Annotated in this window: 27 protein-coding genes; 4 read left to right on the top strand and 23 right to left on the bottom strand. The window is 60.9% G+C overall.

Annotated elements, in window-relative coordinates; all coding sequences use genetic code 11:
- Positions 1 to 7 precede the first annotated feature (7 nt).
- Positions 8 to 760: an endonuclease III gene (gene nth / locus RLW55_RS05135; RefSeq protein ID WP_423415780.1), complete on the bottom strand. Its 753-nt coding sequence runs from the start codon at positions 758 to 760 to the stop codon at positions 8 to 10.
- A 71-nt stretch (positions 761 to 831) separates the two neighbouring features.
- Between nth and RLW55_RS05130 the strand changes: the two genes are divergently transcribed.
- The gene (locus tag RLW55_RS05130; RefSeq protein ID WP_423415779.1) at positions 832 to 1,329 is read left to right on the top strand and encodes a DUF2244 domain-containing protein; all 498 of its coding nucleotides are present in this window, start codon (positions 832 to 834) and stop codon (positions 1,327 to 1,329) included.
- Positions 1,330 to 1,339: 10 nt separating this feature from the next.
- On the opposite strand, the gene RLW55_RS05125 is transcribed toward RLW55_RS05130, so the two are convergent.
- From RLW55_RS05125 to trxB, 11 genes are all read right to left on the bottom strand, one after another.
- On the bottom strand, positions 1,340 to 2,005 hold the full coding sequence (locus RLW55_RS05125) for an outer membrane protein (protein WP_423415778.1): 666 nt from the start codon (positions 2,003 to 2,005) through the stop codon (positions 1,340 to 1,342).
- Positions 2,006 to 2,129: 124 nt separating this feature from the next.
- On the bottom strand, positions 2,130 to 2,342 hold the full coding sequence (locus RLW55_RS05120) for a hypothetical protein (protein WP_423415777.1): 213 nt from the start codon (positions 2,340 to 2,342) through the stop codon (positions 2,130 to 2,132).
- 13 nt (positions 2,343 to 2,355) lie between these two features.
- Positions 2,356 to 2,751 (bottom strand): VOC family protein, encoded by a 396-nt coding sequence (locus RLW55_RS05115; protein ID WP_423415776.1) that lies wholly within the window; start codon positions 2,749 to 2,751, stop codon positions 2,356 to 2,358.
- Positions 2,752 to 2,834: 83 nt separating this feature from the next.
- Complete coding sequence (leuD, locus tag RLW55_RS05110) at positions 2,835 to 3,443, bottom strand: 3-isopropylmalate dehydratase small subunit (protein WP_409561598.1); 609 nt, start codon at positions 3,441 to 3,443, stop codon at positions 2,835 to 2,837.
- Between the two features lie 15 nt (positions 3,444 to 3,458).
- On the bottom strand, positions 3,459 to 3,911 hold the full coding sequence (locus RLW55_RS05105) for a hypothetical protein (RefSeq protein WP_423415775.1): 453 nt from the start codon (positions 3,909 to 3,911) through the stop codon (positions 3,459 to 3,461).
- Positions 3,912 to 4,043: 132 nt separating this feature from the next.
- The gene (locus RLW55_RS05100; protein WP_024275014.1) at positions 4,044 to 4,592 is read right to left on the bottom strand and encodes a hypothetical protein; all 549 of its coding nucleotides are present in this window, start codon (positions 4,590 to 4,592) and stop codon (positions 4,044 to 4,046) included.
- Between the two features lie 135 nt (positions 4,593 to 4,727).
- Entirely contained in the window at positions 4,728 to 5,138 is a 411-nt protein-coding gene (locus RLW55_RS05095; RefSeq protein WP_423415774.1) for a metallopeptidase family protein, read from the bottom strand.
- A gap of 69 nt (positions 5,139 to 5,207) precedes the next feature.
- Complete coding sequence (locus RLW55_RS05090; protein WP_423415773.1) at positions 5,208 to 6,017, bottom strand: class I SAM-dependent methyltransferase; 810 nt, start codon at positions 6,015 to 6,017, stop codon at positions 5,208 to 5,210.
- A 150-nt stretch (positions 6,018 to 6,167) separates the two neighbouring features.
- A complete protein-coding gene (gene leuC, locus RLW55_RS05085; protein WP_423415772.1) occupies positions 6,168 to 7,574 on the bottom strand; it encodes a 3-isopropylmalate dehydratase large subunit in 1,407 nt (468 codons plus the stop codon).
- Positions 7,575 to 7,827: 253 nt separating this feature from the next.
- Complete coding sequence (locus RLW55_RS05080; protein ID WP_423415771.1) at positions 7,828 to 8,721, bottom strand: LysR family transcriptional regulator; 894 nt, start codon at positions 8,719 to 8,721, stop codon at positions 7,828 to 7,830.
- 171 nt (positions 8,722 to 8,892) lie between these two features.
- Positions 8,893 to 9,861 carry a thioredoxin-disulfide reductase gene (trxB, locus tag RLW55_RS05075; protein WP_013950283.1) on the bottom strand — a complete coding sequence of 323 codons (969 nt, stop codon included), beginning with the start codon at positions 9,859 to 9,861 and terminating at the stop codon, positions 8,893 to 8,895.
- Between the two features lie 195 nt (positions 9,862 to 10,056).
- On the opposite strand from trxB, the gene RLW55_RS05070 reads away from it, so the two are divergent.
- Together RLW55_RS05070 and RLW55_RS05065 are read left to right on the top strand one after the other, a co-directional pair.
- Complete coding sequence (locus RLW55_RS05070; RefSeq protein WP_423416380.1) at positions 10,057 to 11,316, top strand: MFS transporter; 1,260 nt, start codon at positions 10,057 to 10,059, stop codon at positions 11,314 to 11,316.
- A 343-nt stretch (positions 11,317 to 11,659) separates the two neighbouring features.
- Complete coding sequence (locus tag RLW55_RS05065; RefSeq protein ID WP_423415770.1) at positions 11,660 to 12,208, top strand: GNAT family N-acetyltransferase; 549 nt, start codon at positions 11,660 to 11,662, stop codon at positions 12,206 to 12,208.
- A 94-nt stretch (positions 12,209 to 12,302) separates the two neighbouring features.
- On the opposite strand, the gene radC is transcribed toward RLW55_RS05065, so the two are convergent.
- The 3 genes from radC to rplS form a co-directional block, all read right to left on the bottom strand.
- Complete coding sequence (gene radC, locus RLW55_RS05060; protein ID WP_423415769.1) at positions 12,303 to 13,064, bottom strand: RadC family protein; 762 nt, start codon at positions 13,062 to 13,064, stop codon at positions 12,303 to 12,305.
- 13 nt (positions 13,065 to 13,077) lie between these two features.
- Positions 13,078 to 13,911 carry a type I methionyl aminopeptidase gene (map, locus tag RLW55_RS05055; protein ID WP_013950286.1) on the bottom strand — a complete coding sequence of 278 codons (834 nt, stop codon included), beginning with the start codon at positions 13,909 to 13,911 and terminating at the stop codon, positions 13,078 to 13,080.
- 153 nt (positions 13,912 to 14,064) lie between these two features.
- On the bottom strand, positions 14,065 to 14,760 hold the full coding sequence (gene rplS / locus RLW55_RS05050) for a 50S ribosomal protein L19 (RefSeq protein WP_013950287.1): 696 nt from the start codon (positions 14,758 to 14,760) through the stop codon (positions 14,065 to 14,067).
- 283 nt (positions 14,761 to 15,043) lie between these two features.
- Between rplS and RLW55_RS05045 the strand changes: the two genes are divergently transcribed.
- The gene (locus tag RLW55_RS05045) at positions 15,044 to 15,421 is read left to right on the top strand and encodes a hypothetical protein (RefSeq protein WP_423415768.1); all 378 of its coding nucleotides are present in this window, start codon (positions 15,044 to 15,046) and stop codon (positions 15,419 to 15,421) included.
- A gap of 275 nt (positions 15,422 to 15,696) precedes the next feature.
- Here RLW55_RS05045 and RLW55_RS05040 read toward each other — a convergent pair whose 3' ends face one another.
- The 8 genes from RLW55_RS05040 to dnaK all read right to left on the bottom strand — a co-directional run bounded on the left by RLW55_RS05040 (position 15,697) and on the right by dnaK (position 24,625).
- Positions 15,697 to 17,403 (bottom strand): L,D-transpeptidase family protein, encoded by a 1,707-nt coding sequence (locus RLW55_RS05040; protein WP_423415767.1) that lies wholly within the window; start codon positions 17,401 to 17,403, stop codon positions 15,697 to 15,699.
- A gap of 135 nt (positions 17,404 to 17,538) precedes the next feature.
- Positions 17,539 to 18,267: a tRNA (guanosine(37)-N1)-methyltransferase TrmD gene (trmD, locus tag RLW55_RS05035; RefSeq protein ID WP_414464342.1), complete on the bottom strand. Its 729-nt coding sequence runs from the start codon at positions 18,265 to 18,267 to the stop codon at positions 17,539 to 17,541.
- A gap of 104 nt (positions 18,268 to 18,371) precedes the next feature.
- Positions 18,372 to 18,659, bottom strand: coding sequence for a DUF1330 domain-containing protein (locus RLW55_RS05030; RefSeq protein WP_013950291.1), 288 nt, complete (start codon positions 18,657 to 18,659; stop codon positions 18,372 to 18,374).
- A gap of 109 nt (positions 18,660 to 18,768) precedes the next feature.
- Positions 18,769 to 19,782: a L,D-transpeptidase family protein gene (locus RLW55_RS05025; protein ID WP_409561609.1), complete on the bottom strand. Its 1,014-nt coding sequence runs from the start codon at positions 19,780 to 19,782 to the stop codon at positions 18,769 to 18,771.
- Positions 19,783 to 19,959: 177 nt separating this feature from the next.
- On the bottom strand, positions 19,960 to 20,664 hold the full coding sequence (pyrF, locus tag RLW55_RS05020; protein ID WP_409561610.1) for an orotidine-5'-phosphate decarboxylase: 705 nt from the start codon (positions 20,662 to 20,664) through the stop codon (positions 19,960 to 19,962).
- Between the two features lie 15 nt (positions 20,665 to 20,679).
- Complete coding sequence (locus RLW55_RS05015) at positions 20,680 to 21,279, bottom strand: NADPH-dependent FMN reductase (protein ID WP_423415766.1); 600 nt, start codon at positions 21,277 to 21,279, stop codon at positions 20,680 to 20,682.
- Between the two features lie 112 nt (positions 21,280 to 21,391).
- The gene (gene dnaJ, locus RLW55_RS05010) at positions 21,392 to 22,540 is read right to left on the bottom strand and encodes a molecular chaperone DnaJ (RefSeq protein WP_013950296.1); all 1,149 of its coding nucleotides are present in this window, start codon (positions 22,538 to 22,540) and stop codon (positions 21,392 to 21,394) included.
- Positions 22,541 to 22,696: 156 nt separating this feature from the next.
- The gene (gene dnaK / locus RLW55_RS05005) at positions 22,697 to 24,625 is read right to left on the bottom strand and encodes a molecular chaperone DnaK (RefSeq protein WP_024275018.1); all 1,929 of its coding nucleotides are present in this window, start codon (positions 24,623 to 24,625) and stop codon (positions 22,697 to 22,699) included.
- Positions 24,626 to 24,925: the final 300 nt, after the last annotated feature.

Genomic DNA, 24,925 nt, shown 5'->3' with positions numbered 1-24,925 from the left:
CCGGTTTCTAAGGTGCGGGCGTTTTGTCGGGGAAGCGGCAGATGTCGCTGATGAGGCAGCGCCAGCATTCGGGTTTGCGGGCTTTGCAGACGTAGCGGCCGTGCAGGATCAGCCAATGATGCGCGTGCATCGCATATTCCTTCGGCACGACGTGCATCAGGTCTTCTTCCACCGCCAGCGGTGTTTTTCCGCGTGATAGTCCGATGCGGTTCGCGACGCGAAAGACGTGCGTGTCAACCGCCATCGTCGGCTGGTGAAAGGCGATGTTCATGACGACGTTCGCCGTTTTGCGCCCAACGCCGGGTAGCGATTCCAGCGCATCGCGGTCCGAGGGGACGACGCCGTCGTAGTCGTCGACCAGGCGCTGCGATAAGCCGATGACGTTCTTCGCTTTGGCGCGATAAAGGCCGATCGTTTTCACGTAATCGCGCAACGTGTCTTCGCCGAGCTTCAGCATCTTTGCCGGCGTATCGGCGATCTTGAAGAGAGCCCGGGTTGCTTTGTTGACGCCGGCGTCGGTTGCCTGGGCGGACAGCACAACGGCGACCAGTAGCGTAAACGGATTGGTATGCTCCAGCTCACCCTTGGGCTCGGGGTTTGCGGCGTGAAACCTCCGGAAAACCTCATGAATTTCGGCTTTGTCGAGCAGCGCAGATTTACGCGCCTTCTTGGCCGCAATTGCCGCAGGTTTTGCAGCCTTGCGTTTTGGGGCGGAACTTCCGATGCTTGTACGGTGTACATCCGAGTACGCTTTGGCCATCAGAGCTCCGCTGTGTTGGCGCCGTTGGCGCTCCGCAGTGATGGGTTGAGACGGGTCGCCAGCCACGAGACATGAGCGATAAACGAACTGAAATGCAATCCGCGAAAGATACGCAGTTTGTGCTTCATCCTCATCGCTCGCTGCCGCCGAGCGGGTTTCTGATCATGATGAGCTTGATCAGCTCGGTGAGCTTCATCGTCGGGCTGGTGTTTTATCTCATGGGCGCGTGGCCGGTGTTCGGGTTTTTCGGGCTCGACGTCGCGCTCATCTACTGGGCCTTCAAACGCAACTATCGCGACGGCCGGGAATACGAGACCGTGGACGTCACTCCCGACGTGCTGACGCTCACGCATGTGCATCCCTCGGGGCGGCGCGAAGTGTTCGAGTTCAATCCCTATTGGACGCGGGTGAACTGCACGGTCGATCGTCCGGACGGGAGGACGTCGCTCTGGCTGTCGGCGCAGGGCAAGGCGGTGCGGTTCGGGAAGTTTCTGACGGATGACGAGCGGCGTGATTTCGCCAACGCTTTAAGCGGTGCTCTCGTCACCGCGCGCGGGTCGAGGTTTTAGAGAAATGATCTCAGAAGCCGTAGGTTAGGCCGGCACGCATGGACTGCACGGTCACATCGGAAGCCCGGTGATAATAGTATGAGCCTTCGCCATCGGTGAGGAGTGAATCCACGCTGCCGAGGTCGGTGTAGAGATATTCGACCCTGGCGCTCCAGTTTTCGCCAAGCGCATATTCGTATCCGGCGCCGACTGTCCAGCCCGTCAAATTATCGTTTTGCGACCAGCCTAAGGTTTCGTCTTTCTTTGTGTAGTCGCTATAGGCGAAACCCCCGGTCGCGTAGAGAAGAGAGTTGTCGAAGGCATAACCTAGCCGGCCGCGTATGGTGCCCACGTAGTTGAGCTCAATCGCATTGACCTCGCCCGCAAATTGACTGTCATCTCCTTTGAGAGACATGGCGCTGATGTCGATTTCGGCACCGAAGACGAGCCTGCCGTACTGTGCAAGATAGCCGATGTATCCACCGCCCATCGCGCTGTCGTAGGAAATCTTTCCATCCGGTTGCCAGTCTTGATACCCTGCTCCGGGAGAGCGCCACTGGTTGCCCGTCTCGCCCCAGGCGTAGCCGACATCGGCGCCGATGTAAGGGCCGGTCCAATCGTGCGGACCGCCATTGCCAGCGAATGCATTGCCAATTGATGCGGACAGAAATAGTGCGGACGCTGCCAATATGCGCACGAGTCCCCCCATATAAAAGTCGAGTGAAGACGCAGTACGCAGGCAATCGAAAGAATGGGGAGATTGTTCGTGATGCGAGTAAACGAGACTTTAATTTGAAATGCGTTTCTGTGTCGGTTGCGAGCTAATCGTTCAGCATCGTCAGCGCGGCGCGGCGGTCGCCGGGCTTTAAGCGCAGGAACTGCGTGCGCGCGGTTTTGATGTCTTTCGCCGTGCCGGTTTCGGCGGCGGCTTTCAGCGCCTTCGTTGCGGCGTGATCGGCGCCGACAACAAAGGACAGGGCGCCCGCGAGACGCGCCATCGTGGCCGAATCGAATTTAAAATCGTCGTCGGCCATGTGAGCCTCTCGCTTACTGGAACCGGCCGCCGCGCTGCAGGACTTCGATCTTGTAGCCGTCCGGATCGTCGATGAAAAAGAACGTGCCGAACGGCTTGCCGTCGTGTGTCATGTTCTTGATGTCTTTCGGCTGGTAGCCGGCAGCAACGATCTTCGCCCGCGCCGCTTCGAGATCGTCGACGACGAAGGCGATATGGCCATAGCCATCGCCGAGATTGTAGGGCTCGGTGCGGCCTTTGTTGACCGTAAGCTCGACCTCGAAATCGTTCTCGGCGTTCTTCAGATAGGTGAGCGAAAAGTCCGGCCAATCTTTCTTTTCGGAAACTTTGAGACCGAAGCACGCCTCGTAGAACTTCACCGAGCGCGCCTCGTCGAGAACGCGGATCATCATATGAATCGCTTTGGCCATTCTGTCCGTTTCTCCCTTTTTGTCTTCGTTCTTTTTACGTCACGGCCACATCGAGTCCGGCCATGACAAGAGGAAAAAAGGCGTCACAGCCAGGGGCGCGAGGAGGCGGTGCCTTCTTCGAACGTCGAGATGGCTTTGCCCTTCTCCAGCGTCAGGCCGATGTTGTCGAGGCCGTTCAACAGGCAGTGCTTGCGGAATGGATCAATGTCGAACTTGATGACGCCGCCATCGGGACCGCGGATTTCCTGTTTTTCCAGATCGACGGTGATCGTCGCGTTGGCGCCGCGGCTGGCGTCGTCCATCAGCTTATCGACGTCCGCCTGCGGCAGCTTGATCGGCAGGATGCCGTTTTGGAAGCAGTTGTTGTAGAAAATGTCGGCGAAGTCGGTGGCGATCACGCAGCGAATGCCGAAGTCCAACAGCGCCCAGGGCGCATGCTCGCGCGAAGAGCCGCAGCCGAAGTTGTCGCCGGCAACGAGGATCGTCGCGTTGCGGTACTGCGGCTTATTCAGGACGAAGTCCGACAGCTCGTTGCCCGTCGCCGGGTCGTAGCGCATTTCATAGAACAGCGACTTGCCGAGGCCGGTCCGCTTGATCGTTTTCAGGAACTGCTTCGGGATGATCATGTCGGTGTCGACATTGCGGATCGGCAGGGGCGCCGCTACGCCGGTCAGAACCGTGAATTTATCCATGCTTACGTCTCCTCTTCAGGCGCGCAGTGTGTCTGCCAGCGCCCGGAAATAGCCTTCCGCCGAGGCAAGCCGCCGAGCGTGCCGGAAAGCGCCGAACTCCCGGATGGCGGCTTCGAGATCGAAGGGCTTCAGATGTTCCAGCCGCCGTTTAACGCCAGCCTGCTTGCGCCCGTCAAGATGGTGTTCGAGCGTCGCGACAATCGTTTCGACGTAGCCACTGACGCGGCCGAGCTCGCGGGTGGCGGTCAGGAGCGCTAGGCGGTTATGGGGATCGCCTTCGAGGACCGCAAGGCTTGTGGCGGCGCGGGCCAATGTTGCTGCAACTTCCTCGGCATAGAGGGCGACCTTTTCGCGCCGGAGGCCGTCCAGCTTGGCGGTGAGCGCCAGCCAACGGTTAACCGTGCGGGCGAGGTCGAGAAGGCGCTGGGCGAGGTCGAGAAGGCGCTGGGCGTAGTCGGCGAGCCGCATGGCAGATCCTCAGGTCTAACGGATCTGGGATTTTACGGCCGCCGGAATGGGCGGGGATAAGTTTTTGGCTTTTTTGGCGGGCCGCGGCGACTCCCGTTCCCGGAGCCGGCCGCCGCGGCTAAACCTAAATCGTCACCGGATCTTCGGGTCGGCGTAGCACTTGCGCATGTATTCGCAGCGGTACGATCCGGAGAAGTGCATGGCATCGCCTTTGGCGGGCGTAATGAACGTGCAGATCTCTTCCAGGCCTTCGGGCTTCAGCCAGCCCTGGCGGCGGCCGCGCTGGACGGCGAAGCAGTCGGCGGTTTCCTCGTCCGGGCCGCGGAACTGATGTCCGCACTCGTGCGCGTAGATCCACTGCTTGACGGGCGTCGATACCTTGTCGAGCAGGCGCGGATTCATGATCAGGAAGCCCGGATAGGCCGCGCCGTAGTCATCAAGCTTGTTGTCGATGACCGTCGGCCGTTGGCCGCAATATTGCGTCTGGCCGTCGAGTTTGAATTTTCCAGGGCCAACGATGTGGCTGTCTCCGCCGACGGTCGAGACGTATTGCTCCGGCGTCGGGATGCCGTCGCGCAGCGTTGCCGACGTGTCTTGCGCGTCAGCGGATGGCGCGAACGCAACCGCAAAGCCCAAACATCCTGCCAAGACGATCCTGAATAGGAATCGCCGGCCGCTCATCCGTTCAAACATTCAAAAACGTGCCCCGCGTTCTTTCAGCCTGCCCCTACAACATGGACCGAAATGTCGTAGTGCTCAAGCTTAGCCGTCTTGTGGCATGAACACAGTTAATCCGATGTGACTTCCGGCCACGGTTCAGTCACTTATGCGGGTCTCTATGGCCTCCATGTCATCGTCCGAGAAGCCAAAGTGATGGCCGATTTCATGGACGAGGACGTGCGCGACGAGGTGGCCCAGCTCTTCGCCTTCGGAGGCCCACTCGTCGAGAATGGCGCGGCGATAGAGGAACACCATGTCGGGTTCGCGCGTGGTCTCGGTCACGCTTTTGCGGTCGAGGCTGACGCCCTGGTAAAGGCCCGTCAGTTCGAAGGGATCTTCGATGTCCAACTCGTCGAGGATGTCGTCGGACGCAAAATCTTCGATGCGAATGATGACGTCGCCCGCCATCGTGCGAAATTCGGCGGGTAGCTTATTCCACGCGGTTTGCGCGAGCATCTCGAAGTCGGCAAGGCTTGGGGCGAAGGCATTGCTCCAATCGATCGGCATCTCGGCGCACTCCTGTGGTTGAGCGCAGGAGATAGGCCTCGCTGGACGAAATGGAAAGGCCGTTTTCGATCAGGTCCGGTCAGCGACGATGAGAAGTTCCTGCAACGTGAAGTGCAGTGCGCCGGTGTCGTCGGTCCGCGGCTTGAGGAAAGCTCTGAGCGGCGCCGGACCGGCGGTCAGAATGCGATCGAGTTCGGCGACGACATCGGGTGTGCAGCGCATACGCGCGACCCACGATGCGAAGTCGAGTTCCTTTTCCATTTGCTCATGCGCAGCAATCGAGAAGCCGTTGGCTTTGAGCAAAGCGACCCAGGTTTCAGGCGGCGGCGCGAAGCCGTGGCTCGGATCGCGCAGTTTCTCGAAGCTGTTGTAGTCAACGACGGCTGTTTCGATTTCCGCGTCGCTCGCGTTCGGCAGACGCAGGCGGTCCGGCGCGACGTTATCGACGAACGCGAAGCGTCCGCCTTTTTTCAAGACGCGGCGCACTTCGCGAACGAAGGCTTCGAGATTTGGGAAGTGATGCGCCGCCAAGCGGCAGCAGACAAGATCGAAGCTTTCGTCGGGAAACGGCAGCGCGTCAGCAGAAGCGCGCGCCGTCAGCATGTTCGAGATGCGCCGCGCATTGGCGAGCTTTGCTGCTTCCTGCAGCATCTCGTCGGTGACGTCGCTCGCGATCATGCTGGCGACGTGCGGCGCAAAGATCGCGGCGGTATGTCCGGCACCGGTCGCGACGTCGAGGGCTTCCCAGGTTTTTTGTGGGGCCGTCAGTTCGACGATGCGCGCGAGGCTTTCGCCCTTGGCATGAACTTCCGACGTTGCGTAGTCGGCAGCGGCGCGGCCGAACTGCGATTGGACGGAAGTGGTTGTGTCGTCGGCCATAGCGCACATCCTCATTTGTCATCCCGGCCGCAGCGTAGCGGACAGCCGGGACCCATCAATCAGCAGACCTGTAGCAACATTCTGGTTCCCAGGTTTCGCAGCAAAGAGCGGCTCGCCCGGGATGACAGGAGACGGCGTGGCGCGAGTCTCTTAGCCCTGCCACTCTCTCACGTCGACGAAGTGGCCTTCGAGGGCTGCGGCGGCGGCCATGATCGGCGAGACCAAATGCGTGCGACCCTTGTAGCCCTGGCGGCCTTCGAAATTGCGGTTCGAGGTCGAGGCGCAGCGCTGGCCCGGCTTCAACTGGTCCGGGTTCATGCCGAGGCACATTGAGCAGCCCGGCTCACGCCATTCGAAGCCGGCGTCGATGAAGATCTTGTCGAGACCTTCAGATTCCGCTTGCTCTTTCACGAGGCCTGAGCCCGGAACGATCATCGCGTAAGCGAGGCGCGACGAGATCTTCTTGCCATCGACGATCTTGGCAACAGCGCGAAGATCTTCGATGCGGCCGTTGGTGCATGAGCCGATCCAGACGACGTCGAGCGGAATGTCGGTCATCCGGGTGCCGGGCGTCAGGCCCATGTATTCGAGCGCACGCTGCATGGAGGCGCGCTTGTTCTCGTCGTGCACATCGGCAGGATTGGGCACGGCGCTCGCGATCGACGTCACGTCTTCGGGGCTCGTGCCCCACGAGACGATGGGCGGCAGCTTTGCGGCGTCGAGGCGAACTTCGCGATCGAAGTGCGCGCCGTCGTCCGTGCGCAGCGTTTCCCAGTACTTCATCGCCATGTCCCAGGCCATGCCCTTCGGCGCCTTGGGACGATCCTTGAGGAACGCAAACGTTTTCTCATCCGGTGCGATCATGCCGGCACGGGCGCCGCCTTCGATCGACATGTTGCAGACCGTCATGCGGCCTTCCATCGACAACGCGCGAATGGCCTCGCCCGCATATTCGATGACCGAGCCAGTGCCACCAGCGGTGCCGATCTCGCCGATGATCGCGAGCGTGATGTCCTTGGCGCCGACTCCCTTCGGGGCGACGCCATCGACCGTCACGCGCATGTTCTTGGCTTTCTTCTGGATCAGCGTCTGCGTCGCCAGAACGTGCTCAACCTCGGAGGTGCCGATGCCGTGTGCGAGTGCGCCGAATGCGCCATGCGTCGAGGTATGGCTGTCACCGCAAACGATCGTCGTGCCCGGCAGCGTGAAGCCTTGCTCCGGTCCGACGACGTGGACGATGCCTTGCCGTTTGTCGCGCTCGTTGAAATACTCGATGCCGAAGTCGCGCGCGTTCGTTGCCAGCGTTTCGACTTGAACGCGGCTCTGCTCGTCGGCGATGCCCTTGGAACGGTCCGTCGTCGGAACGTTGTGGTCGACGACGGCGAGCGTCTTCTCGGGGGCGCGAACCTTGCGGCCGGCCATGCGCAGGCCTTCGAATGCCTGCGGGCTTGTGACCTCGTGGACGAGGTGACGGTCGATATAAAGGAGGCTCGTTCCGTCCGGCGATTGCTCAACCACGTGATCGTCGAAGATTTTATCGTACAGCGTCTTTGCCATGACTTTTCGAGAGCCTTTTGGGTGCGGCGGATCAAAACGAACGCGTTAGATAGCGTCAGAGATCGATTTCCGCAAATCAGTGCTGGTCGCAGGCCTGATCAGCAAAAAGCCGGGCCTTTTGGGGCCCGGCAGTTGAGGGAGCTGGCATTTCAAACGGAGCGCCGTCCGGTGGTGGCAAACAAACCAGTTCGCCGCTCCGCGCATGTCAGGGACATGGGGTGCGCGCGTTCTGCCAGCAAGGCGCGCAGAGCGTTCAGTTACCTTTATTTTTCGCAATCTTCGAAATCAGGAAGTCGCGCAGAAGCTGGACCTTCTTTGAGGATTTCAGCTCTTCCGGGTAGGCGTACACCATGTTGAGCGACGGCTGCTCGATGTCGGTCAGGACAGGCACGAGATCGGTGATGTCGTCGGTCAGATAATCCGGGATCATGCCGACGCCGATGCCTGCCTTGATCGCGTATTTGATGGCGACGACGCTGTTGACGCGCAGAGCGGCTTCGCGCGGCTCGCCGTTCAGGCTGCCTGCGGTTTCGATCCAGGACATGGCGTCGAGGTGCTGGGCGGACGGACCGGTATAGCCGATGATGCGGTGTTGGTTCAGATCCTCGAGGCTCTTCGGCGCGCCGTATTTGCGGATGTAGTGTGCAGATGCGAAGGCGCGGACGCGGCTTTCGAACAGCGGACGGCGGATGAGGTCCGCCTGTTCCGGTTCGCGCGTCCAGATCGCAGCGTCGGCGGCGCGCATGCCGATATCGACCTGATCGTCGTTGAGGATCAGCTCGATACGAATTTCGGGATAAAGCTCGCCGAATTCCCTCAAACGCGGCGTGAGCCAAATCGTACCGAAGCCGATCGGCGCGGTGACGCGAAGTTCGCCCGAAGGCTTCGTCGTCGAGTCTGAGAGCAACGTTTCGGCGGTCTGCAGCTTGGCGAAGACCTCGGCGACCGTACGGTTCAGCAGCTCGCCCTGCTCGGTCAGGACCAAGCCGCGGGCGTGCCGGTGAAAGAGCGTGACGCGGAGGTTGGCTTCAAGAGCGGAGATTTGTCGGCTGACGGCCGACTGGCTCATATGAAGCTGCTCGCCAGCATGCGTGAAGCTCCCTGCCTCGGCTGCGGCATGGAAGATTCGAAGCTTATCCCAATCCATTTCGGAGGCTCACCAGTGGGGGGTTACTGGACGGTACATAATTAGCTATGCACTGGACGCATTGCAACGGGGGTATGCCAGATAAGCAATAGACAAATGGGCCGAGCGCGGTCTTGTCGCGCTCCGTCCACAGATCAAAGGCATCTCTGGTCGCGATGAATGCGCCGGTTTCTATTCGGCGGCGTCGGCCTGGTCTTCCATCTGCGCGAGATAGCGCTCGGCTTCGAGCGCCGCCATGCAGCCCATGCCGGCCGCGGTCACGGCTTGGCGAAAGACCTCGTCTTTGACATCGCCTGCCGCGAAGACGCCAGGAATGGCCGTCGCGGTCGAGTCCGGCGCAGTGATCAGATAGCCCGACGGTGTCGTCTCTAGCTGGCCTTTGAACAGCTCAGTTGCCGGCGCGTGTCCGATCGCAACGAAGAAGCCGTCTGTCGCGAGTTCGGACGTCATGCCGGTTTTGATGTTCTTCAGCACGATGCCGGTCACTGACTTCGGCGACGGTGCGCCGATGACTTCCTCGACGACGCTATCCCAGATGACGTCGATCTTCGGGTTCTTGAACAGGCGTTCCTGCAAGATCTTTTCGGCGCGCAGGAAGTCGCGGCGATGAACGAGCGTCACCTTGTTGGCGAAGTTCGTGAGGAACAGCGCTTCCTCAACGGCGGTGTTGCCGCCGCCGATGACGACGACGTCCTTGCCCTTGTAGAAAAAGCCGTCGCATGTCGCGCAAGCCGAGACGCCGTGACCTTTGAAATGCTCTTCCGACGGCAGGCCAAGCCAACGCGCTTGTGCACCGGTCGCGATGATGAGCGCATCGCACGTGTAGGTGTCGCCGCTGTCGCCTTCCAAGCGGAATGGGCGAACGCGCAGATCGACCTTGTTGATGTGGTCCATGATGATGTGCGTGCCGACGTGCTCGGCCTGCGCCTGCATCTGCTCCATCAGCCACGGGCCTTGGATCGGATCGGCGAAACCGGGATAATTTTCCACATCGGTCGTGATCGTCAGCTGGCCGCCGGGCTGCGTGCCCTGGATGAGCGTCGGCGAAAGCATGGCGCGTGCAGTGTAGATCGCCGCGGTGTAGCCCGCGGGGCCGGAGCCCAGAACGATAACCTTGGCGTGATGCGGTTTTTTAGTCATGGCTCTCACTCTCCGACCGCAGCCTGCGGGTCAGGGTTTGCTAATTAGGGGTGCCGTTTGCCCATCGTCAATGTTCGTCGGCCCGAGCGCCGTCGTTTCCGGGGAATACGTGCGGCACAGCGGCGCGGGCCGTGTTAGGCTTCATCAAAAACGGGGGGGTGACCAGGGGTGAATGACGCGAAGTCCGCGCCGGAGATGAGCTTCGGCCAGCGAATCAGAGCCATCCTCATCGGCTCGTCGGGCAATCTGGTCGAGTGGTACGATTTCTACGTTTACGCGGCGTTTTCGCTGTATTTCGCCAAAGCTTTTTTCCCGGCAGGCAATCAGACCGCGCAGCTCTTGAATACCGCCGCGATTTTCGCCGTCGGTTTTCTGATGCGCCCGATCGGAGCGTGGCTGTTCGGGCGGATGGCGGACAGGCACGGGCGGCGTGTGTCGCTAACGGCGTCGGTGCTGCTGATGTGTTTCGGCTCGGCGATGATCGCGGTGACGCCCGTCTATGCAACGATCGGCGTTGCGGCGCCGATCATTCTGCTCATCGCGCGCATGATCCAAGGGCTGAGCCTCGGCGGCGAGTACGGCACGAGCGCGACGTACCTATCCGAAATGGCGACGTCGAAGCATCGCGGGTTCTATTCGAGCTTTCAGTACGTGACGCTGATCGGCGGGCAATTGACGGCAATGTTGGTGTTGATCGTGCTGCAGACGTTCGTGCTGACGGCTTCCCAGCTCGAAGCCTGGGGCTGGCGCATTCCGTTCGTCATCGGGGCGCTGCTTGCGCTGATCGCATTCGTGATGCGGCGCGATCTCGTCGAGACGGATTCGTTTGCGCGTGAGACGCGGCGTGAGGGTTCGCTTGCGGCACTCATGCGACATCCGCGCGAGGTTGCGATCGTCATTGGGCTGACGATGGGCGGTACGCTGGCGTTCTACACTTACACCACGTACATGCAGAAATTTCTCGCCAACACGGCGGGATTTTCGAAGGACACCGCAACGCTCGTGTCGGCATCCGCGCTGTTCGTCTACATGCTGTTGCAGCCTATCGTCGGCGCGATATCGGACAAGGTCGGGCGGCGGCCGGTGCTCGTCACGTTCGGTGTTCTCGGCACGCTGTGTACGGTGCCGCTTTTGAGCGCCATCGGAAACGTGCGCGATCCGTGGGAGGCTTTTCTCTTGATCGTCGCGGGGCTCGCGATCGTGTCGTGTTACACGGCGATCAATGCGGTGGTTAAGGCGGAATTGTTTCCAACGTCGGTGCGCGCGCTGGGCGTGGGATTGCCCTATGCGCTGACGGTCGCGCTGTTCGGCGGCACGGCGGAATGGGTGGCGCTGTGGCTCAAGCAGGCCGGACGCGAAACCTATTTCTATTGGTACGTCACAGGCTGCATCGCGTTATCGCTCATCGTCTATGCCACGATGCGGGACACGCGGGATCATTCAGCAATTGATTGAGATCGGCGGCTTTAGACTTGTGTCATTCAGCTCTGAAGTCCCTCACCTGCCCTTCGGGCATCCTCTCCCGTTCCGGGAGAGGAGACACACTTCCTTCTCCCGACGGGTGGCCGAAGGCCGGATGAGGGGACTTCGATCGATCAAATCAATTTCAGCCCTTTAAGACTCGCGTGGCCGTTGCGGCGGACGATGATGTGGTTGTGCGCGGGTGACGCCGAACGGCCGCGACGCGCCGATCTCAGATGCGTTTGAGCCGATGAGGGTCGGGAGATCGGCGAATCCTCCTCGTGCGGAATCCAATTCGGGAATTGCCGGCCCTGTCGATGCAATGTAGTCGAGCATCATGATCCCTCCCATTACGACTCGACGCCTGAAGCTCCGGGCCCCAACGATCAAAGACCTTTCCGGCTATCTGGCCTACCGCAACGAGCCTGCATCCATGGAATCCCTGATGGTGGACGCCATAGATGAGGAAAGCGCCAAATCCTTCCTGTCCGTCCAGTCCCAGCTGAAGGACGACGCATTCGGGTGGAGGATGTTTTCTATCGAGCGGCTCGAAATTCCGGGCCTGATCGGCGAAGTCGGCATCTTCATTGCTGCGGACGATCCCGAACAAGGCGATCTGGGCTGGTGGTTACATTCGGATTATCGCAGGCAAGGCTATGCCGTTGAAGCAGCGGCGGCGCTTACGGAATGGTCTTTCGCCATGCGCGGGCTGCACCGCATCACCGCCCGTTGCCTTTCGACCAATACGTCGTCTCAGAACACGATGCGTAAGATTGGTATGCGCCTAGAAAGCCGAACGGTCGAAAGCCGTTTGTTGGCTGGTCGTTGGCATGACGAGGTTGGGTACGCCTTGTTGAGGCGGGAATGGGAAGTCTTTCGGAAATGACGCGGCAAATGCGCCAGCCAAGTCTGAACGACCATACTGAGGCGCGAGCTGCCATGACCCTGTCGCGGAATTCCTGGCTTCCGAAGAGAGATTCTCAAATCAACCGCAGCGACTTCAGGCTCGCGTGGCCGTTGCGGCCGACGATGATGTGGTCGTGCACAGTGACGCCGAACGGCCGCGATGCATCGATGATCTGTTTCGTCATGTCGATGTCGGCGCGCGATGGCGTTGGATCACCCGAGGGGTGGTTATGGACGAGAATAATTGCGGTCGCGGACAATTCTAAAGCGCGCTTCACCACTTCGCGGACGTAGACCGGTGTGTGATCGACCGTGCCGTGGCCTTGCACCTCATCGGCGATGATCTGGTTTTTCTTGTCGAGGAAGAGAATGCGAAACTGCTCGCGCGTTTCGAAGCCTTGCGCCAAGCGCAGATAATCGATGACGCCGCTCCATGAGGTGAGCGCCGAGCGAGACTTGATCTCGCCTTTGGTGAGGCGCTCGGCGGCCGCCTTGATCAGCTTCAGTTCCTCGACCGCACGGTCGCCGACGCCGTCGACCTCTTTCAGGCGCTGGGGCGCCGCGGAGACGACATCGGCAAACGAGCCGAACTTGGCGAGCAGACGTTTGGCGATGGGCTTGGTGTCGATCCGCGGGAAGGCGCGGAACAAAATCATTTCGAGAAGTTCGTAGTCGGGGATGGCGTCTGCGCCGCCGTTCTGGAAGCGCTCACGAAGACGCTGGCGGTGGCCGTGTCTGTCGTCCGGCTCTGGTTTCGCCTTCTCAGGGGCGGCTGCGAAAAATGCCGCCTGCTCTTCGGCGCTGGCCTTGTCGCGAGATCCCCCCGAACGCGACATGCCGCTTACTCCATCACGCTGCGGCGCGGACGTTGTAGGGCGGGTAATGATAACCGGCGGGCGATTCCGTGAAGATCTCGCAGCCGGTCTCGGTGACGCCGACGGTATGCTCGAATTGCGCGGATAGCTCGCGGTCGCGCGTGACCGCCGTCCAGCCGTCAGCGAGAATTTTTACGTGCGGCTTGCCGAGGTTGATCATCGGCTCAATCGTGAAGAGCATGCCCGGTTCGAGCACGGTGCCTTCGCCCGGTTCGCCGTAGTGCAGGATGTTCGGGCGGTCATGGAAGACGCGGCCGAGGCCGTGACCGCAGAAGTCGCGGACGACGCTGCAACGCTCAGCTTCGGCAAAGCGCTGGATGGCGGCGCCGATGTCGCCGGTCGTCGCGCCGGGCTTCACAACGGCGATGCCGCGCATCAGAGATTCATAGGTGACGTCCATCAGCCGTTCGGCGCGTCGCGACACGTCTCCCACCGGATACATGCGGCTGGTGTCGCCGTGCCAGCCGTCGACGATCAACGTCACGTCGATGTTGACGATGTCGCCCGGCCGCAGCGGCTTGTCGTTCGGCATGCCATGGCAGACGACGTGATTGATCGAGGTGCACGTCGCGTAGCGATAGCCGCGATAGTTCAGTGTTGCCGGGATGGCGCCGTGATCGAGGGCGAATGAGAGCACAAGCTCGTCAATTTCGGCCGTCGTGACGCCCGGTTGCACGACCGGAACCAGCATGTCGAGCGCGGCGGCTGCCAATTGGCCGGCCTTGCGCATGGCGGCGAAGGCGTCGGGGCCGTGCAACGGGATCTTACCGTCGCGGCTTGCTGTTTTGCTCACTTCAATGTTGGACATGGGACTCCACGGCGGGGGCAATCGTTCGTCAGTATATTTAGTGCGAAACCGCGGCCAACAAAATACATGGCATCGTCGCGGCGGCATTAACGCAAAAAGCGCCAGGAGATCCCGGCGCTTTTTAAAATTTCAGAAGCGGCCTGCACGAGGCGCTTATTCCTTGGCTTCTTCAGCCGGAACTTCGGCAGCCGTCAGCTCGGCGAGAAGACGCTGAGCCTGGCCGACCCAATCCTGCTTCTCAATGGCGCCCTTGAGCTTCAGCGTCTCATCGAGGTTGGCGATATCCTCATCCGAGAGGTTCGCGATCTGCTCGATCTTGTAGGCGTTGACTTGCTTCAGACGGTTCTGCAGGTCGATGTCGATGCCCTTGATCTGCGTCAGATCTTCGGCCTCACCCTTCGGCTTCTTGAAGCCCTTCCAGGCGGCGTTCAGGCGGCGCGCGCGAGCGTCCGTACGTTCGAAGATGCGGGCGGCCTTACCGCGGCGGCCACGGAGATAGTAAAGCTTCGCGCGGCGGACTTTACCGCGACGCAGGACTTCGATTTCGGCGATGAAGGGCGAGTAGATCGGGAAAACGCGCTCGACGCCTTCACCGTAGGAAATCTTGCGGACCGTGAAGTTCTCGTTGAGACCTGCACCCGAACGGGCAATCACGACGCCTTCATAGGCCTGGAAGCGAACGGTCGGTTCTTTCTCGACCTTCTTTTTCTTGTCCTTAGGATCGGCTTCGGCCGCCTCAATGACTTTTACCATCACTTTGACGGTATCGCCGGGGCCGAATTCGGGGACGCCGCGCTTGGAAAGAATGGCGTCCATCTGCTCGCGTTCGAGCTGCTGGATAAGGTTCATCTTGTTGATTCCATATAGTTTTTTGATGACGCAGAGGATCGGCTAAGCAGCGTTGGCGCCCGAGCCGTTCATGCAACCCCGAAGGGCAACCCGTTTGAGGGGGAATATTGTTGGGGCGGTTGATAACCGATGCGCCTGGTTTTGTCGAGAGCGTCGCGCGAGAGGGCGAGCGAAAACTGGCGTGGTTCCGGTGAGCCACGTTACCACAGCCAAAAGCGGCAGCCACGCCGTCAGGCGCCTCAGTCTGTTATGATTTCCTTCGAATCACATTCGGAGGTGCGGAATGGCCGATTGCCCGCTCGTCATCATTCGGTGGCTCGATAGCCGGCAACCGTCAGGGCAATGGCGCTATATTGCGGATTTGCCGGAGGCGCGGCCCGTCGAAGTGGCGAGCGTCGGTTGGCTGCTGCGGGATACCGCGGAGGTGATCGTCATCTGCCAGAACGTCGGCGATCTCGAGACCCCCGATAAAGCACAAGCGAGTGGGATCATGACGATACCCACCCGCTGCGTCCTTTCGGTCGAAAGGCTGACGGAAGTCGAACGCAGTACTAACGCTTTTGCTGCCCCTGGTTCGGTTGGTATTGCTGGTTCTGGGCATTTTGCTGCGATCTCTGAGGATCTTGAGATTGCGACAACACGGACGCTGCAAGCTCTTTGATCTCTTCAGAGTTCAGGGACTGTGGGTTCGAGAGCGCCTTTGAGGCGATCGCACTCACACGCGCAGATGTCTTCTCATTCTGAGCCATGACGATTTACTCACTTTCTCAAAATAGAGGAACCAACTCACTTGCGCAGGCAACTGATCACGTTGCAGTGCGAGAGTCCCCGGCTGGCGGCGAGTTATCCACCGATTAGTTCGTGTACGCTGTTAGTATGGTGGGCGGTGCAGCGAACCGAGATCTGCGGCCGGATTTTGAGATCTTTATCGCAAAATCAATTGCTTAGGCCGAGCGCGTTGCCGATCATATTGCCCAGCGTCGCGTTTTGGCGTGCTGGGTATCGATCGTCGTCCACATCGTCGGCCCGGCCGCTGCGGGCGGCAAGCGCCTCCGGATTGAAGTCGGGCTCGACCGGGGCGAGGTGGTCGTGACCCTTGTTGATCTTGCTCCACTGGCCGTCGAGGGCTTGCGTGATGCGGCGCTCGTGGCCGTAGACGTCAGGGAAGGTCTTCAGCTTGCCGTCATCGGTCACCCAAGCAGTGAAGTAGACGATGTGGATCGGGATCTCCTTGGTGATCGCGATCTCATTGTTAAGCGGCCCCGTCCGATCGAGCTCGTCGACCTTCGCGGCGTCCCAGCCCTTGTCTTCCTTCAGGATCATCTTGGCGAGTTCCATGGGCTTCCAGACGCGGAGGCAGCCATGGCTCAAGGTCCGGATCGCAGGCCTGAACATCCACTTATCGGGCGTGTCGTGCATGAAGATCGTGTGCTGGCTTGGGAATGAAAATTTGACGTGTCCCAACACGCTTTTGCGTCCCGGCGGCTGAATGACCTCGAAATTGCGGATGTCCGTCGAGGCCCAATCGACCTTGCGATAGTCGATATTACGGCTGCCGTCCTTCGAGCGAATTTGCAGTCCGTATTTGGTCATCATGCCGCCGCCACGGATCAGGTTCGGCCACAGCTCGTTGACCATGATGCTTTCGGGCACGCGCCAGGCAGGACGCAGCACTACGTATTTCAGCGGGCGCGAGAAGATCGTCGTCTGCTTGTCGACGAGGCCAGCCACGATCTTTTCGGAGCGGATGATCTTTCCGTCCTTATAGACGTACTGCATGAACTCGGGGACGTTGTTCAGGACGTAGAAATTGCCCATATCGAGCCACATCCAGCGCCACTCTTCCATGTTGGCGCGAATGCGCTTGGCGGCCGGGCTCAGTTTGCCTTTACCGTCCTTCGGCAGCATCGTGATGTAGATCTGGCGCAGCTTTTCAAACTGCGGATGCTGCGGTTCGAGGCTGCGCAGATAGGCGTCGGGCTCGTGCGTGGCGGCGAGCGCGTCGATGACGATTTTCGGCTCGATCCATTGCGGGCGGCGATCGAGGTTGGTCGTCAGCTGCGCCGACGGGTCGGGGATCCGGCCGCCCCGGGCGTCGCGAGCATAGAGCAGCGCGGCCTTCGAATACATGATCTCGGCGTCGGCCAGAGAATCTGTGTCCGTTACCGTCAGCGCGCCGTTGGCGAGTTTGGGGACCTTGAAACGCCGGACATCGAGCGCGTAGTGATCGGCGTTGGCGATCTCGGCGGCAAGCGCCTTGGCTTCGGGTTTGAGGCCCGAGGCCGTCACCCACAAGCCGCCGCCGTGGCGACTGTTGTAGAATTCGACGAGCGCCTTTTGATCGTCGCGGTCGTGCTCGTCGTCTGCCGCTGGTTCGGCGGCGAGCTTGGCCCGGGCGGCAGCCAGGACCGGATCGTCTTGCGTTTGTTGCGGAGCGGCAGAAGCCGCTTCAGAGGATGGGGGCGCGGTCGCGGCCGGCGTTGCTGCCGGAGCGGCCGGGGTTTCGGCTGCGGCTTTTGGATTGGGCGTATTGGTTTGAACGGGCGCCGGATCGGGCGCGGCGGGGAGCGGATCGGCGATTGCGGGAGACGTCAGCAGCACCATAGCCGCTATGCCGAGAAGCAGATTTTTGTAATATACCATCGCCATCTCTCGATTGGTCACGCGTCCGTGCCGAGAGCTTCATGCGCGCGGTCTAAAGAACCGTTTCGCGAATCTTCCCCCGCGTCATTTGCTCAAGAAATCCTGGCCATGCAAAGGCGAAGCGGCTGTGACGCCTCACTTTGGGGCGCGGGTGGGACGAATAAGATCCGGGCGGCGGGCGGCCGTTAGTTCTTCTGATTGGCGGCGGCGCCAGTCTTCAATTTTCTTATGATCGCCGGAGAGCAGAATTTCGGGAATGGCGCGACCTTCCCACTCGCGGGGCTTGGTGTACTGCGGGTATTCGAGCAGGCCCGTCTCGAAGCTTTCGCTGGTCAGGCTGTCGGCAGCGCCGAGCACGCCGGGAATGAGGCGGACGCAGGCCTCGATCAGAACCATGGCGGCCAACTCGCCGCCCGCCAGCACATAATCGCCAATCGAAATTTCGCGTAGCCCCCTGGCTTCGATGACACGCTGGTCGATGCCTTCGAAGCGGCCCGCGAGCAGCGTGACGCCCGGTCCTTCGGAGAGATCGCGGGCGAGTTGCTGCGTCAGGGGGGTGCCGCGCGGAGAGAGATAGATCAGCGGTGCATCGGGCGAACGTTTTTGGGCGTGATCGAGTGCTGGGCCGAGCACGTCGGCACGCAGCACCATGCCTGCGCCGCCGCCCGCGGGCGTATCATCGACCTGACGGTGACGGCCCAAGCCGAAGTCACGGATCTGCAGAGCGTCGAGCGACCAGAGGTCGGCGTCGAGCGCCTGTCCCAGCAGCGAGATGCCGAGCGGTCCCGGAAACATCTCGGGGAAGAGGGTCAGGACCTGCGCTCGCCACGGGGCGCGTCCGTCGCTCGTTGGGAAGTGGGCCATTTATGTTGTCATCCTCGGCTGCACGCCGAGGATCCATTTTGCAGCGGGACGATGACCGATGGGTCCTCGGGACAAGCCCGAGGATGACACCGTTGAGCGTCCGATTACACGCCTTCGACAATGGTCATGTGCATCGTGCCGGCGCCCTGGCGCAGCGCTTTGGCTTCGGCATATTCGGGCGACTTGGCATATCCGATGGCGTGTTCGTAGCTCGGAAATTCGAGGATGACGTTGCGGGCGACGCCCTCGCCTTCCAGGGTCTCGCTCTTGCCGCCGCGTGCGATGGGCTTGCCTTCGAACTTGTCGAGCGCAGCCTTTGTCTTGGCAGCGTACTGAGCCCACTTGTCGGGGTCGGTGACGATGGAGCGGGCGATAACGTATCCCTTCGGCATTGGCTTGTTCTTTCCTTCGACGCAGAGCGTGGATTTTTGGACGAGGAGCCATAGCCGGTGCGGCGGCGCTTCGGCAACCCATGCGACGTCAATGGCGGCGGAGCAGGCGTTATTTCACGATCGACTGAAGAGCGCCCAGAGCGGTGTCGCTGCTGGTCGCGTACGACTGCCGGTGCGGCGCAGGGCGCGGCGGATTGGATGCCGTCGCGACGGAGGTGCCCAGCAGATAGGTTTCCCAACTCTGGCTCGCGATCATCACGCCCTTGAGCTTCTTGCCGTTCCCTTCAAGGTCAGGATCGGCCTTAACCAATCGCTTCCGGAAGCGCGGCGACAGCGGCGCCAAGCGCTTGCCGATAAGAACCGGGCAGGCGGCATTCGGATCGTCGCCGACCGAGGTCAGCGGATTGACGATGTAGCGCTTGCCGCACATGCCGATCCGCGGCGGCTCGCGCGTTCGGGTGAAATCGTCGTAGGCTTCTTTCAACGGCTCCCACGTATCTCGTGCCGGATTGTCGGCATGGCGCTTCATGTTGGCGGCGGTCATGCGGAACGGGAAAATGTGGATCGGCACGGATGTTTCGCCGCCAGCGAGCGCATCGCGCACGAAAGCGTAGATTTCTTCGATCTGATTGTCGGTCATGGCGAAGCAGCCGACGCTTTTGCAGTCGCCGTGGACCATGATGTAGCTGCCGGTGCGGCCGAGCGAACGATCGAGAGCGTTCGGATAGCCGACGTTGAGCGCCAGATGATATTTGCTGTTCGGGTTCATGGCGCCGGGCGTGATACGGTAGAAGCCTTCGGGCGACATCAGATCGCCCTGGGTGCGCTTTGGTCCGAGCGTGCCGCCCCAATTGCAGACAGGGAACGTCTTGATCAGCGCGTAACGGCCGTTCGGGCGGGCCTTCCAGACCTCAAGCTCGGATTCTTCCTTGAAGATACGAAGATAGACAGGGGAATTCTGGTCGATGTCCTTGAGGATCAGGGCGGCTTCCACGGCGGAAGGAAGCGGCTTTTCGGCGGACCGCTCGTCCGCAAGCGCCACGGGCGCAAAAACCTGGACGGCAACGGCGATTGCCGCAGCCAGCAGACGCACCTGCTGGGTCAAGTGCCAAAGCCAACGCATGCTGTCCGTGAACCCCGCTTACGCAAACGCTTAACCATCATGGACCGTCCAGTTCATGGCCAAAGACGGTTAAGGGGAGGTAAACGGCGAGTGTGCGCACGGCGTGGTGAGAGCTGGGCGCGGATGTGGCAAGGCCATGATCGGCCAGCGACTTATCGCGCGTAAGTGCCTTCGCCGCTAAGCCTGGGCGATGTGCTGCAGGAACGCTTCAGCGGCGGCTTTGGGGTCCTTGGCGGCGTTGATCGGGCGGCCGACGACGATGTGGTTGGCGCCGAAGCCGATAGCCTCTTCGGGCGTCGTGACGCGGGTCTGGTCGCCGGCTTCGGCGCCGGGCAGCCGGATGCCTGGCGTGACGATGAGGAAATCCGGCCCGGTTTCGGCGCGAATGGCGGCGGCTTCCTGGCCAGAGGCGATGACGCCGTCGAAGCCCGCGAGCTCCGACATGCGGGCGCGGCCGACCACGAGGCCCGCCGGCGTTATGTCGGTAATGCCCTGTTCTTCGAGGTCGGACTGATCGAGGCTCGTCAGCACCGTGACGGCGAGCAGCTTCAGGTTCGAGGAGGCACGGCCTTTGACGGCGGCTGTCAGCGTCTTGGTGTCGTGGCCGTGGACGGTAACGAAATCGACGCCCAGCCCGGCCGCTGACGCGACCGCGCGCTCGACGGTGTTAGCGATATCGAGGAATTTCAGATCGAGGAAAACGCGTTTTCCCTCGCGCTTCAGTTCCTGAGCAAGATCGAGACCGCCCGCAAACAACAGTTCCAAGCCGATCTTGTAGAAGCTGACGGTATCGTCGAGGCGATCAACAAGCGCGCGCGCTTGATCGTAAGACGACAGGTCAAGGGCGACGATGAGCTTGTCTCGTGTGGCGGCGTCGATCATCGCGGTCTCGTTCCTCTAGCCGTGCAGCACGCGGGCGGCGCGTGCGAGCCGCTGAATGACGGTCTTGAACTGTTCGGTCTGCTCTTTGTTTTTCAGGTGGCCGTGCTCGTCGAAAGCATCGGCGGCGCGTGGAAGAAGGAACTGGTTCGGTAGAACGAGCGCGCCGGTTCCCAATTCCAGCATCAGGCGCAGTTGCGAGAGGCCGCGCAGACCGCCGGTGCCGCCGTTCGAGGCTGCGCCAAGAGCGAAGACGCGTGTGCGGAACACTTCGAGCGGGCTCTCGCCATCATCGCGGATATGGCTGATCCAGTCGAGCGTGTTTTTCAAGAGCGGCGTGAAGGACGCGTTGTATTCGGGACTCATAATGAAAACGCCGGTGTGGGCCATCATCAGGTTCTTGAGCTTGTGCGCATTTTCCGGCTGGCCGGACGCGGCTTCCAGATCGCCGTCATAGATCGGCATCGGGTAGTCGGAGAGATCGACGAACGTCGCGGGGATACTATTGGCTTCGGCAATCACGGCGCCGAGTTTCGCCACGCGCTTATTGAACGAGGCTTGGCGGGCGCTGCCTGCGAAGAACAGAAGGCGCGGATCGGGCGCGGGGGCGTCGGTCATTTGGGTCGAAGGTCCGGATAATGAGAGCGCTTTGTGAGCCGGACCCTAGCGGCTTTCGCACCGTTGGCAAGGCTGCGCAGAAGGCTTGAACGCGAGCAGGAGCGACAATGAATCAGCCGCTCTTGCCTTCGAAGAATTCTTTCACGCGCGAAAAGAAACCGGCGCTTTCCGGGCTCGTTTCCTTATGACTTGCTCGCTCGAACTCTTCGAGCAGTTCGCGCTGCTTACGCGTGAGGTTCTTGGGCGTTTCGACATCGACCTCGATGTACATGTCGCCTGAGACCTTGGCGCGGAGTACGGGCATGCCCTTGCCGCGCAGACGGAACTGCTTGCGGCTTTCGGTGCCCTCGGGGATTTTCACCCGCGTCGTCGTGCCTTCGAGTGTTGGCACGTCGATCTGGCCGCCGAGAGCAGCGGTCGTCATCGAGATCGGCACCTTGCAGAAAATGTCGGCGCCATCCCGCTGGAAGAATTCGTGCGGCTTGATCGAGAGGAAGATGTAAAGGTCGCCGGGCGCGCCGCCGCGCAGGCCGGCTTCGCCTTCGCCCGCCAGCCGGATGCGCGTGCCGTCTTCGACACCAGCCGGAATGTTGACGGAGAGCGTGCGTTCTTTCTGGACGCGGCCGGAACCGGCGCAGTCGACGCACGGATCGTCGATCATCTCGCCGCGGCCCTGGCAGTGCGGGCAGGTGCGTTCGATCGTGAAGAAGCCCTGGCTGGCGCGGACTTTACCCATGCCGCCGCAGGTGGTGCAGGTTTTCGCTTTGGTGCCGGGTTTCGCGCCGGTGCCGGAGCAGGTTTCGCATTTGACGCTGGCGGGAACGCGGATCTGCGCGGTCTTGCCGGTGTAGGCTTCCGACAGCGTGATTTCGAGATTGTAGCGCAGGTCGGCGCCTGCTTCGCGAGCTGTGCGCGAGCGGCCCTGGGTGCCGCGTCGTCCACCCATGAATTCGCCGAACAGATCGTCGAAGATGTCCGACATCGAAGAGGCGAAATCCGGTCCGAAGCCGGGGCCGCCGCGACCGCCCATGCCGCCGTCGAAAGCGGCGTGGCCGAACTGGTCATAAGCGGCGCGCTTCTGAGGGTCTTTCAGAACTTCGTAGGCTTCGTTGACTTCCTTGAAGCGGCGCTCGGCTTCTTTGTCGCCCGCATTGCGGTCGGGGTGATATTCCTTGGCGAGAGACCGATAGGCGGATTTGATCTCGATTTCGGTAGCGGACCGCTTGACGGTCAGAACTTCGTAATAATCGCGCTTAGCCATGGTGCGCTGTTCTATGACCTATTGATTGGCAAGTTGCTGGTCGATGAAGTCGCAGCAATAACAAGCGGTTATATCAACTTTTCGCCCTCAGGCCGGGCGCAGCGGTCCAAAATTGAGAACGCTGCGACAACCCAAGGGCGAATCTAAGTTCGACTTTTAAGCCGATTTCTTCTTATCGTCTTTGACTTCTTCAAAATCCGCATCGACGACGTCGTCGCCGCTGGCAGATTTTTCAGCCGACGCTTCCGGGCCGCCTTCCATACCTTCAGCGCCACCCTTGGCCGTGTAGACGGCTTCGCCGATCTTCATGGCGACCTGGGTCAACGCGGTCGAAGCCGAGCGGATCGCATCGGCATCTTCGCCGGCGATGGCTTCCTTGGCGGCAGTGATCGCAGCTTCGACTTCGCCCTTGATCGCGGCGACGGCCGGGATCGACTCGTTCTCGGCGAGCGATTTCTCGGTGCCGTGGACGAGGGCTTCGGTCTGGTTGCGAAGCTCGACGACCTCGCGACGCTTCTTGTCTTCGGCCGCGTGGACTTCGGCGTCCTTGACCATCTTGTCGATGTCGGCGTCCGAGAGGCCACCGGAGGCCTGGATGCGGATCGACTGTTCCTTGCCGGTCGCCTTGTCCTTCGCCGAAACGTGGACGATGCCGTTGGCGTCGATATCGAAAGTGACTTCGATCTGCGGGACGCCGCGCGGCGCCGGTGGGATGCCGACGAGGTCGAACTGGCCGAGCATCTTGTTGTCGGCCGCCATTTCACGCTCACCCTGGAAGACGCGGATGGTGACAGCGTTCTGGCTATCTTCGGCGGTCGAGAAAGTCTGGCTCTTCTTCGTCGGGATCGTCGTGTTGCGATCGATCAGACGGGTGAAGACGCCACCCAGCGTTTCGATGCCGAGCGACAGCGGCGTGACGTCGAGCAGCAGGACGTCCTTGACCTCGCCCTGCAGAACGCCACCCTGGATCGCGGCGCCGACGGCGACGACTTCATCCGGGTTGACGCCCTTGTGCGGCTCTTTGCCGAAGAGCTGCTTCACGACTTCCTGGACCTTCGGCATACGCGTCATGCCGCCGACGAGAACGACTTCGTCGATCTCGGCAGCCTTGAGGCCAGCATCCTTCAGAGCCTTTTCGCACGGACCCTTGGTCCGGTTGATGAGGCCATCGACGAGGCTTTCGAGCTTGGCGCGCGTCAGCTTCATCGTGAGATGCTTCGGACCGGTCGCGTCGGCCGTGATGAACGGCAGGTTGACTTCCGTCGAAGGGGCGCTCGACAGCTCGATCTTGGCCTTTTCCGCGGCTTCCTTCAGACGCTGAAGGGCGAGCTTATCGGAGCGCAGGTCAATGCCCTGCTCTTTCTTGAACTCGTCGGCGAGATAGGTGACGAGCACCATGTCGAAGTCTTCGCCGCCCAAGTGCGTGTCGCCGTTCGTCGACTTCACTTCAAAGACACCGTCGCCGATTTCGAGAATGGACACGTCGAAGGTGCCGCCGCCGAGGTCGTAGACCGCGATCGTCTTGGCGTCCGTCTTTTTGTCGAGGCCGTAGGCGAGCGCGGCTGCCGTCGGCTCGTTGATGATGCGCAGAACTTCAAGGCCCGCGATCTTGCCGGCGTCTTTCGTTGCCTGGCGCTGGGCGTCGTTGAAGTAAGCGGGAACGGTGATGACCGCCTGCGTGACCTTCTCGCCGAGCTTGGCTTCGGCGGTTTCTTTCATCTTCTGAAGGATGAAAGCCGAGATCTGCTGCGGGGAATACTGCTTGCCGTGGCTTTCGACCCAGGCGTCGCCGTTGGTGCCCTTCACGATTTTGTACGGAACGAGCTTCTGGTCCTTCGTGACCTCGGGATCGTCGTAGCGGCGGCCGATCAGGCGCTTGATCGCGAAAAAGGTGTTGGTGGGGTTCGTGACTGCCTGGCGCTTGGCTGGCAGACCGACGAGACGTTCGTCGTCGGCAGTAAATGCAACAATGGACGGGGTGGTATTGGCGCCTTCGGAGTTCTCAAGGACTTTCGGTTTGCCGCCATCCATGACGGCGACGCACGAGTTGGTCGTGCCGAGGTCAATACCGATTACTTTTGCCATTCGCATCAATCCTTCTCAGTTGCGGCAGACCGGGTGGACCCTCTATTGGCATCCAACGTGCTCCCCAACGAGAGGTCAGAGGCACCGGTCCCCAGGATTTCAATTGTGTGACCGACGGTTATATAGGGGCCTGATTTCAGCGTGCAACGCTTCTTATCCCCTCCATAGATCAACTTTATCGCCTTTTGATTGCGTCAAAACGGAACTACCCGCCGTGACGCAATGCTTCAGTTTGCAAGCTTTTTTCTGCGGTTGAAGCGCATCCCTGGAGAGGAGGAGGCGCCTTGATTTTGCTCAACG

This window comes from Hyphomicrobium sp. B1, assembly GCF_049532635.1.
GTDB lineage: Bacteria > Pseudomonadota > Alphaproteobacteria > Rhizobiales > Hyphomicrobiaceae > Hyphomicrobium_B.
This window is presented reverse-complemented; position numbering and strand designations above follow the sequence as displayed.

Coding starts and splice junctions, on each gene's coding strand:
- nth (WP_423415780.1), bottom strand. CDS start 760: ATGGCCAAAGCGTACTCGGATGTACACCGTACAAGCATCGGAAGTTCC.
- RLW55_RS05130 (WP_423415779.1), top strand. CDS start 832: ATGAGCGATAAACGAACTGAAATGCAATCCGCGAAAGATACGCAGTTT.
- RLW55_RS05120 (WP_423415777.1), bottom strand. CDS start 2,342: ATGGCCGACGACGATTTTAAATTCGATTCGGCCACGATGGCGCGTCTC.
- RLW55_RS05115 (WP_423415776.1), bottom strand. CDS start 2,751: ATGGCCAAAGCGATTCATATGATGATCCGCGTTCTCGACGAGGCGCGC.
- leuD (WP_409561598.1), bottom strand. CDS start 3,443: ATGGATAAATTCACGGTTCTGACCGGCGTAGCGGCGCCCCTGCCGATC.
- RLW55_RS05105 (WP_423415775.1), bottom strand. CDS start 3,911: ATGCGGCTCGCCGACTACGCCCAGCGCCTTCTCGACCTCGCCCAGCGC.
- RLW55_RS05100 (WP_024275014.1), bottom strand. CDS start 4,592: ATGAGCGGCCGGCGATTCCTATTCAGGATCGTCTTGGCAGGATGTTTG.
- RLW55_RS05095 (WP_423415774.1), bottom strand. CDS start 5,138: ATGCCGATCGATTGGAGCAATGCCTTCGCCCCAAGCCTTGCCGACTTC.
- RLW55_RS05090 (WP_423415773.1), bottom strand. CDS start 6,017: ATGGCCGACGACACAACCACTTCCGTCCAATCGCAGTTCGGCCGCGCC.
- leuC (WP_423415772.1), bottom strand. CDS start 7,574: ATGGCAAAGACGCTGTACGATAAAATCTTCGACGATCACGTGGTTGAG.
- RLW55_RS05080 (WP_423415771.1), bottom strand. CDS start 8,721: ATGGATTGGGATAAGCTTCGAATCTTCCATGCCGCAGCCGAGGCAGGG.
- trxB (WP_013950283.1), bottom strand. CDS start 9,861: ATGACTAAAAAACCGCATCACGCCAAGGTTATCGTTCTGGGCTCCGGC.
- RLW55_RS05070 (WP_423416380.1), top strand. CDS start 10,057: ATGAGCTTCGGCCAGCGAATCAGAGCCATCCTCATCGGCTCGTCGGGC.
- RLW55_RS05065 (WP_423415770.1), top strand. CDS start 11,660: ATGATCCCTCCCATTACGACTCGACGCCTGAAGCTCCGGGCCCCAACG.
- radC (WP_423415769.1), bottom strand. CDS start 13,064: ATGTCGCGTTCGGGGGGATCTCGCGACAAGGCCAGCGCCGAAGAGCAG.
- map (WP_013950286.1), bottom strand. CDS start 13,911: ATGTCCAACATTGAAGTGAGCAAAACAGCAAGCCGCGACGGTAAGATC.
- rplS (WP_013950287.1), bottom strand. CDS start 14,760: ATGAACCTTATCCAGCAGCTCGAACGCGAGCAGATGGACGCCATTCTT.
- RLW55_RS05045 (WP_423415768.1), top strand. CDS start 15,044: ATGGCCGATTGCCCGCTCGTCATCATTCGGTGGCTCGATAGCCGGCAA.
- RLW55_RS05040 (WP_423415767.1), bottom strand. CDS start 17,403: ATGGTATATTACAAAAATCTGCTTCTCGGCATAGCGGCTATGGTGCTG.
- trmD (WP_414464342.1), bottom strand. CDS start 18,267: ATGGCCCACTTCCCAACGAGCGACGGACGCGCCCCGTGGCGAGCGCAG.
- RLW55_RS05030 (WP_013950291.1), bottom strand. CDS start 18,659: ATGCCGAAGGGATACGTTATCGCCCGCTCCATCGTCACCGACCCCGAC.
- RLW55_RS05025 (WP_409561609.1), bottom strand. CDS start 19,782: ATGCGTTGGCTTTGGCACTTGACCCAGCAGGTGCGTCTGCTGGCTGCG.
- pyrF (WP_409561610.1), bottom strand. CDS start 20,664: ATGATCGACGCCGCCACACGAGACAAGCTCATCGTCGCCCTTGACCTG.
- RLW55_RS05015 (WP_423415766.1), bottom strand. CDS start 21,279: ATGACCGACGCCCCCGCGCCCGATCCGCGCCTTCTGTTCTTCGCAGGC.
- dnaJ (WP_013950296.1), bottom strand. CDS start 22,540: ATGGCTAAGCGCGATTATTACGAAGTTCTGACCGTCAAGCGGTCCGCT.
- dnaK (WP_024275018.1), bottom strand. CDS start 24,625: ATGGCAAAAGTAATCGGTATTGACCTCGGCACGACCAACTCGTGCGTC.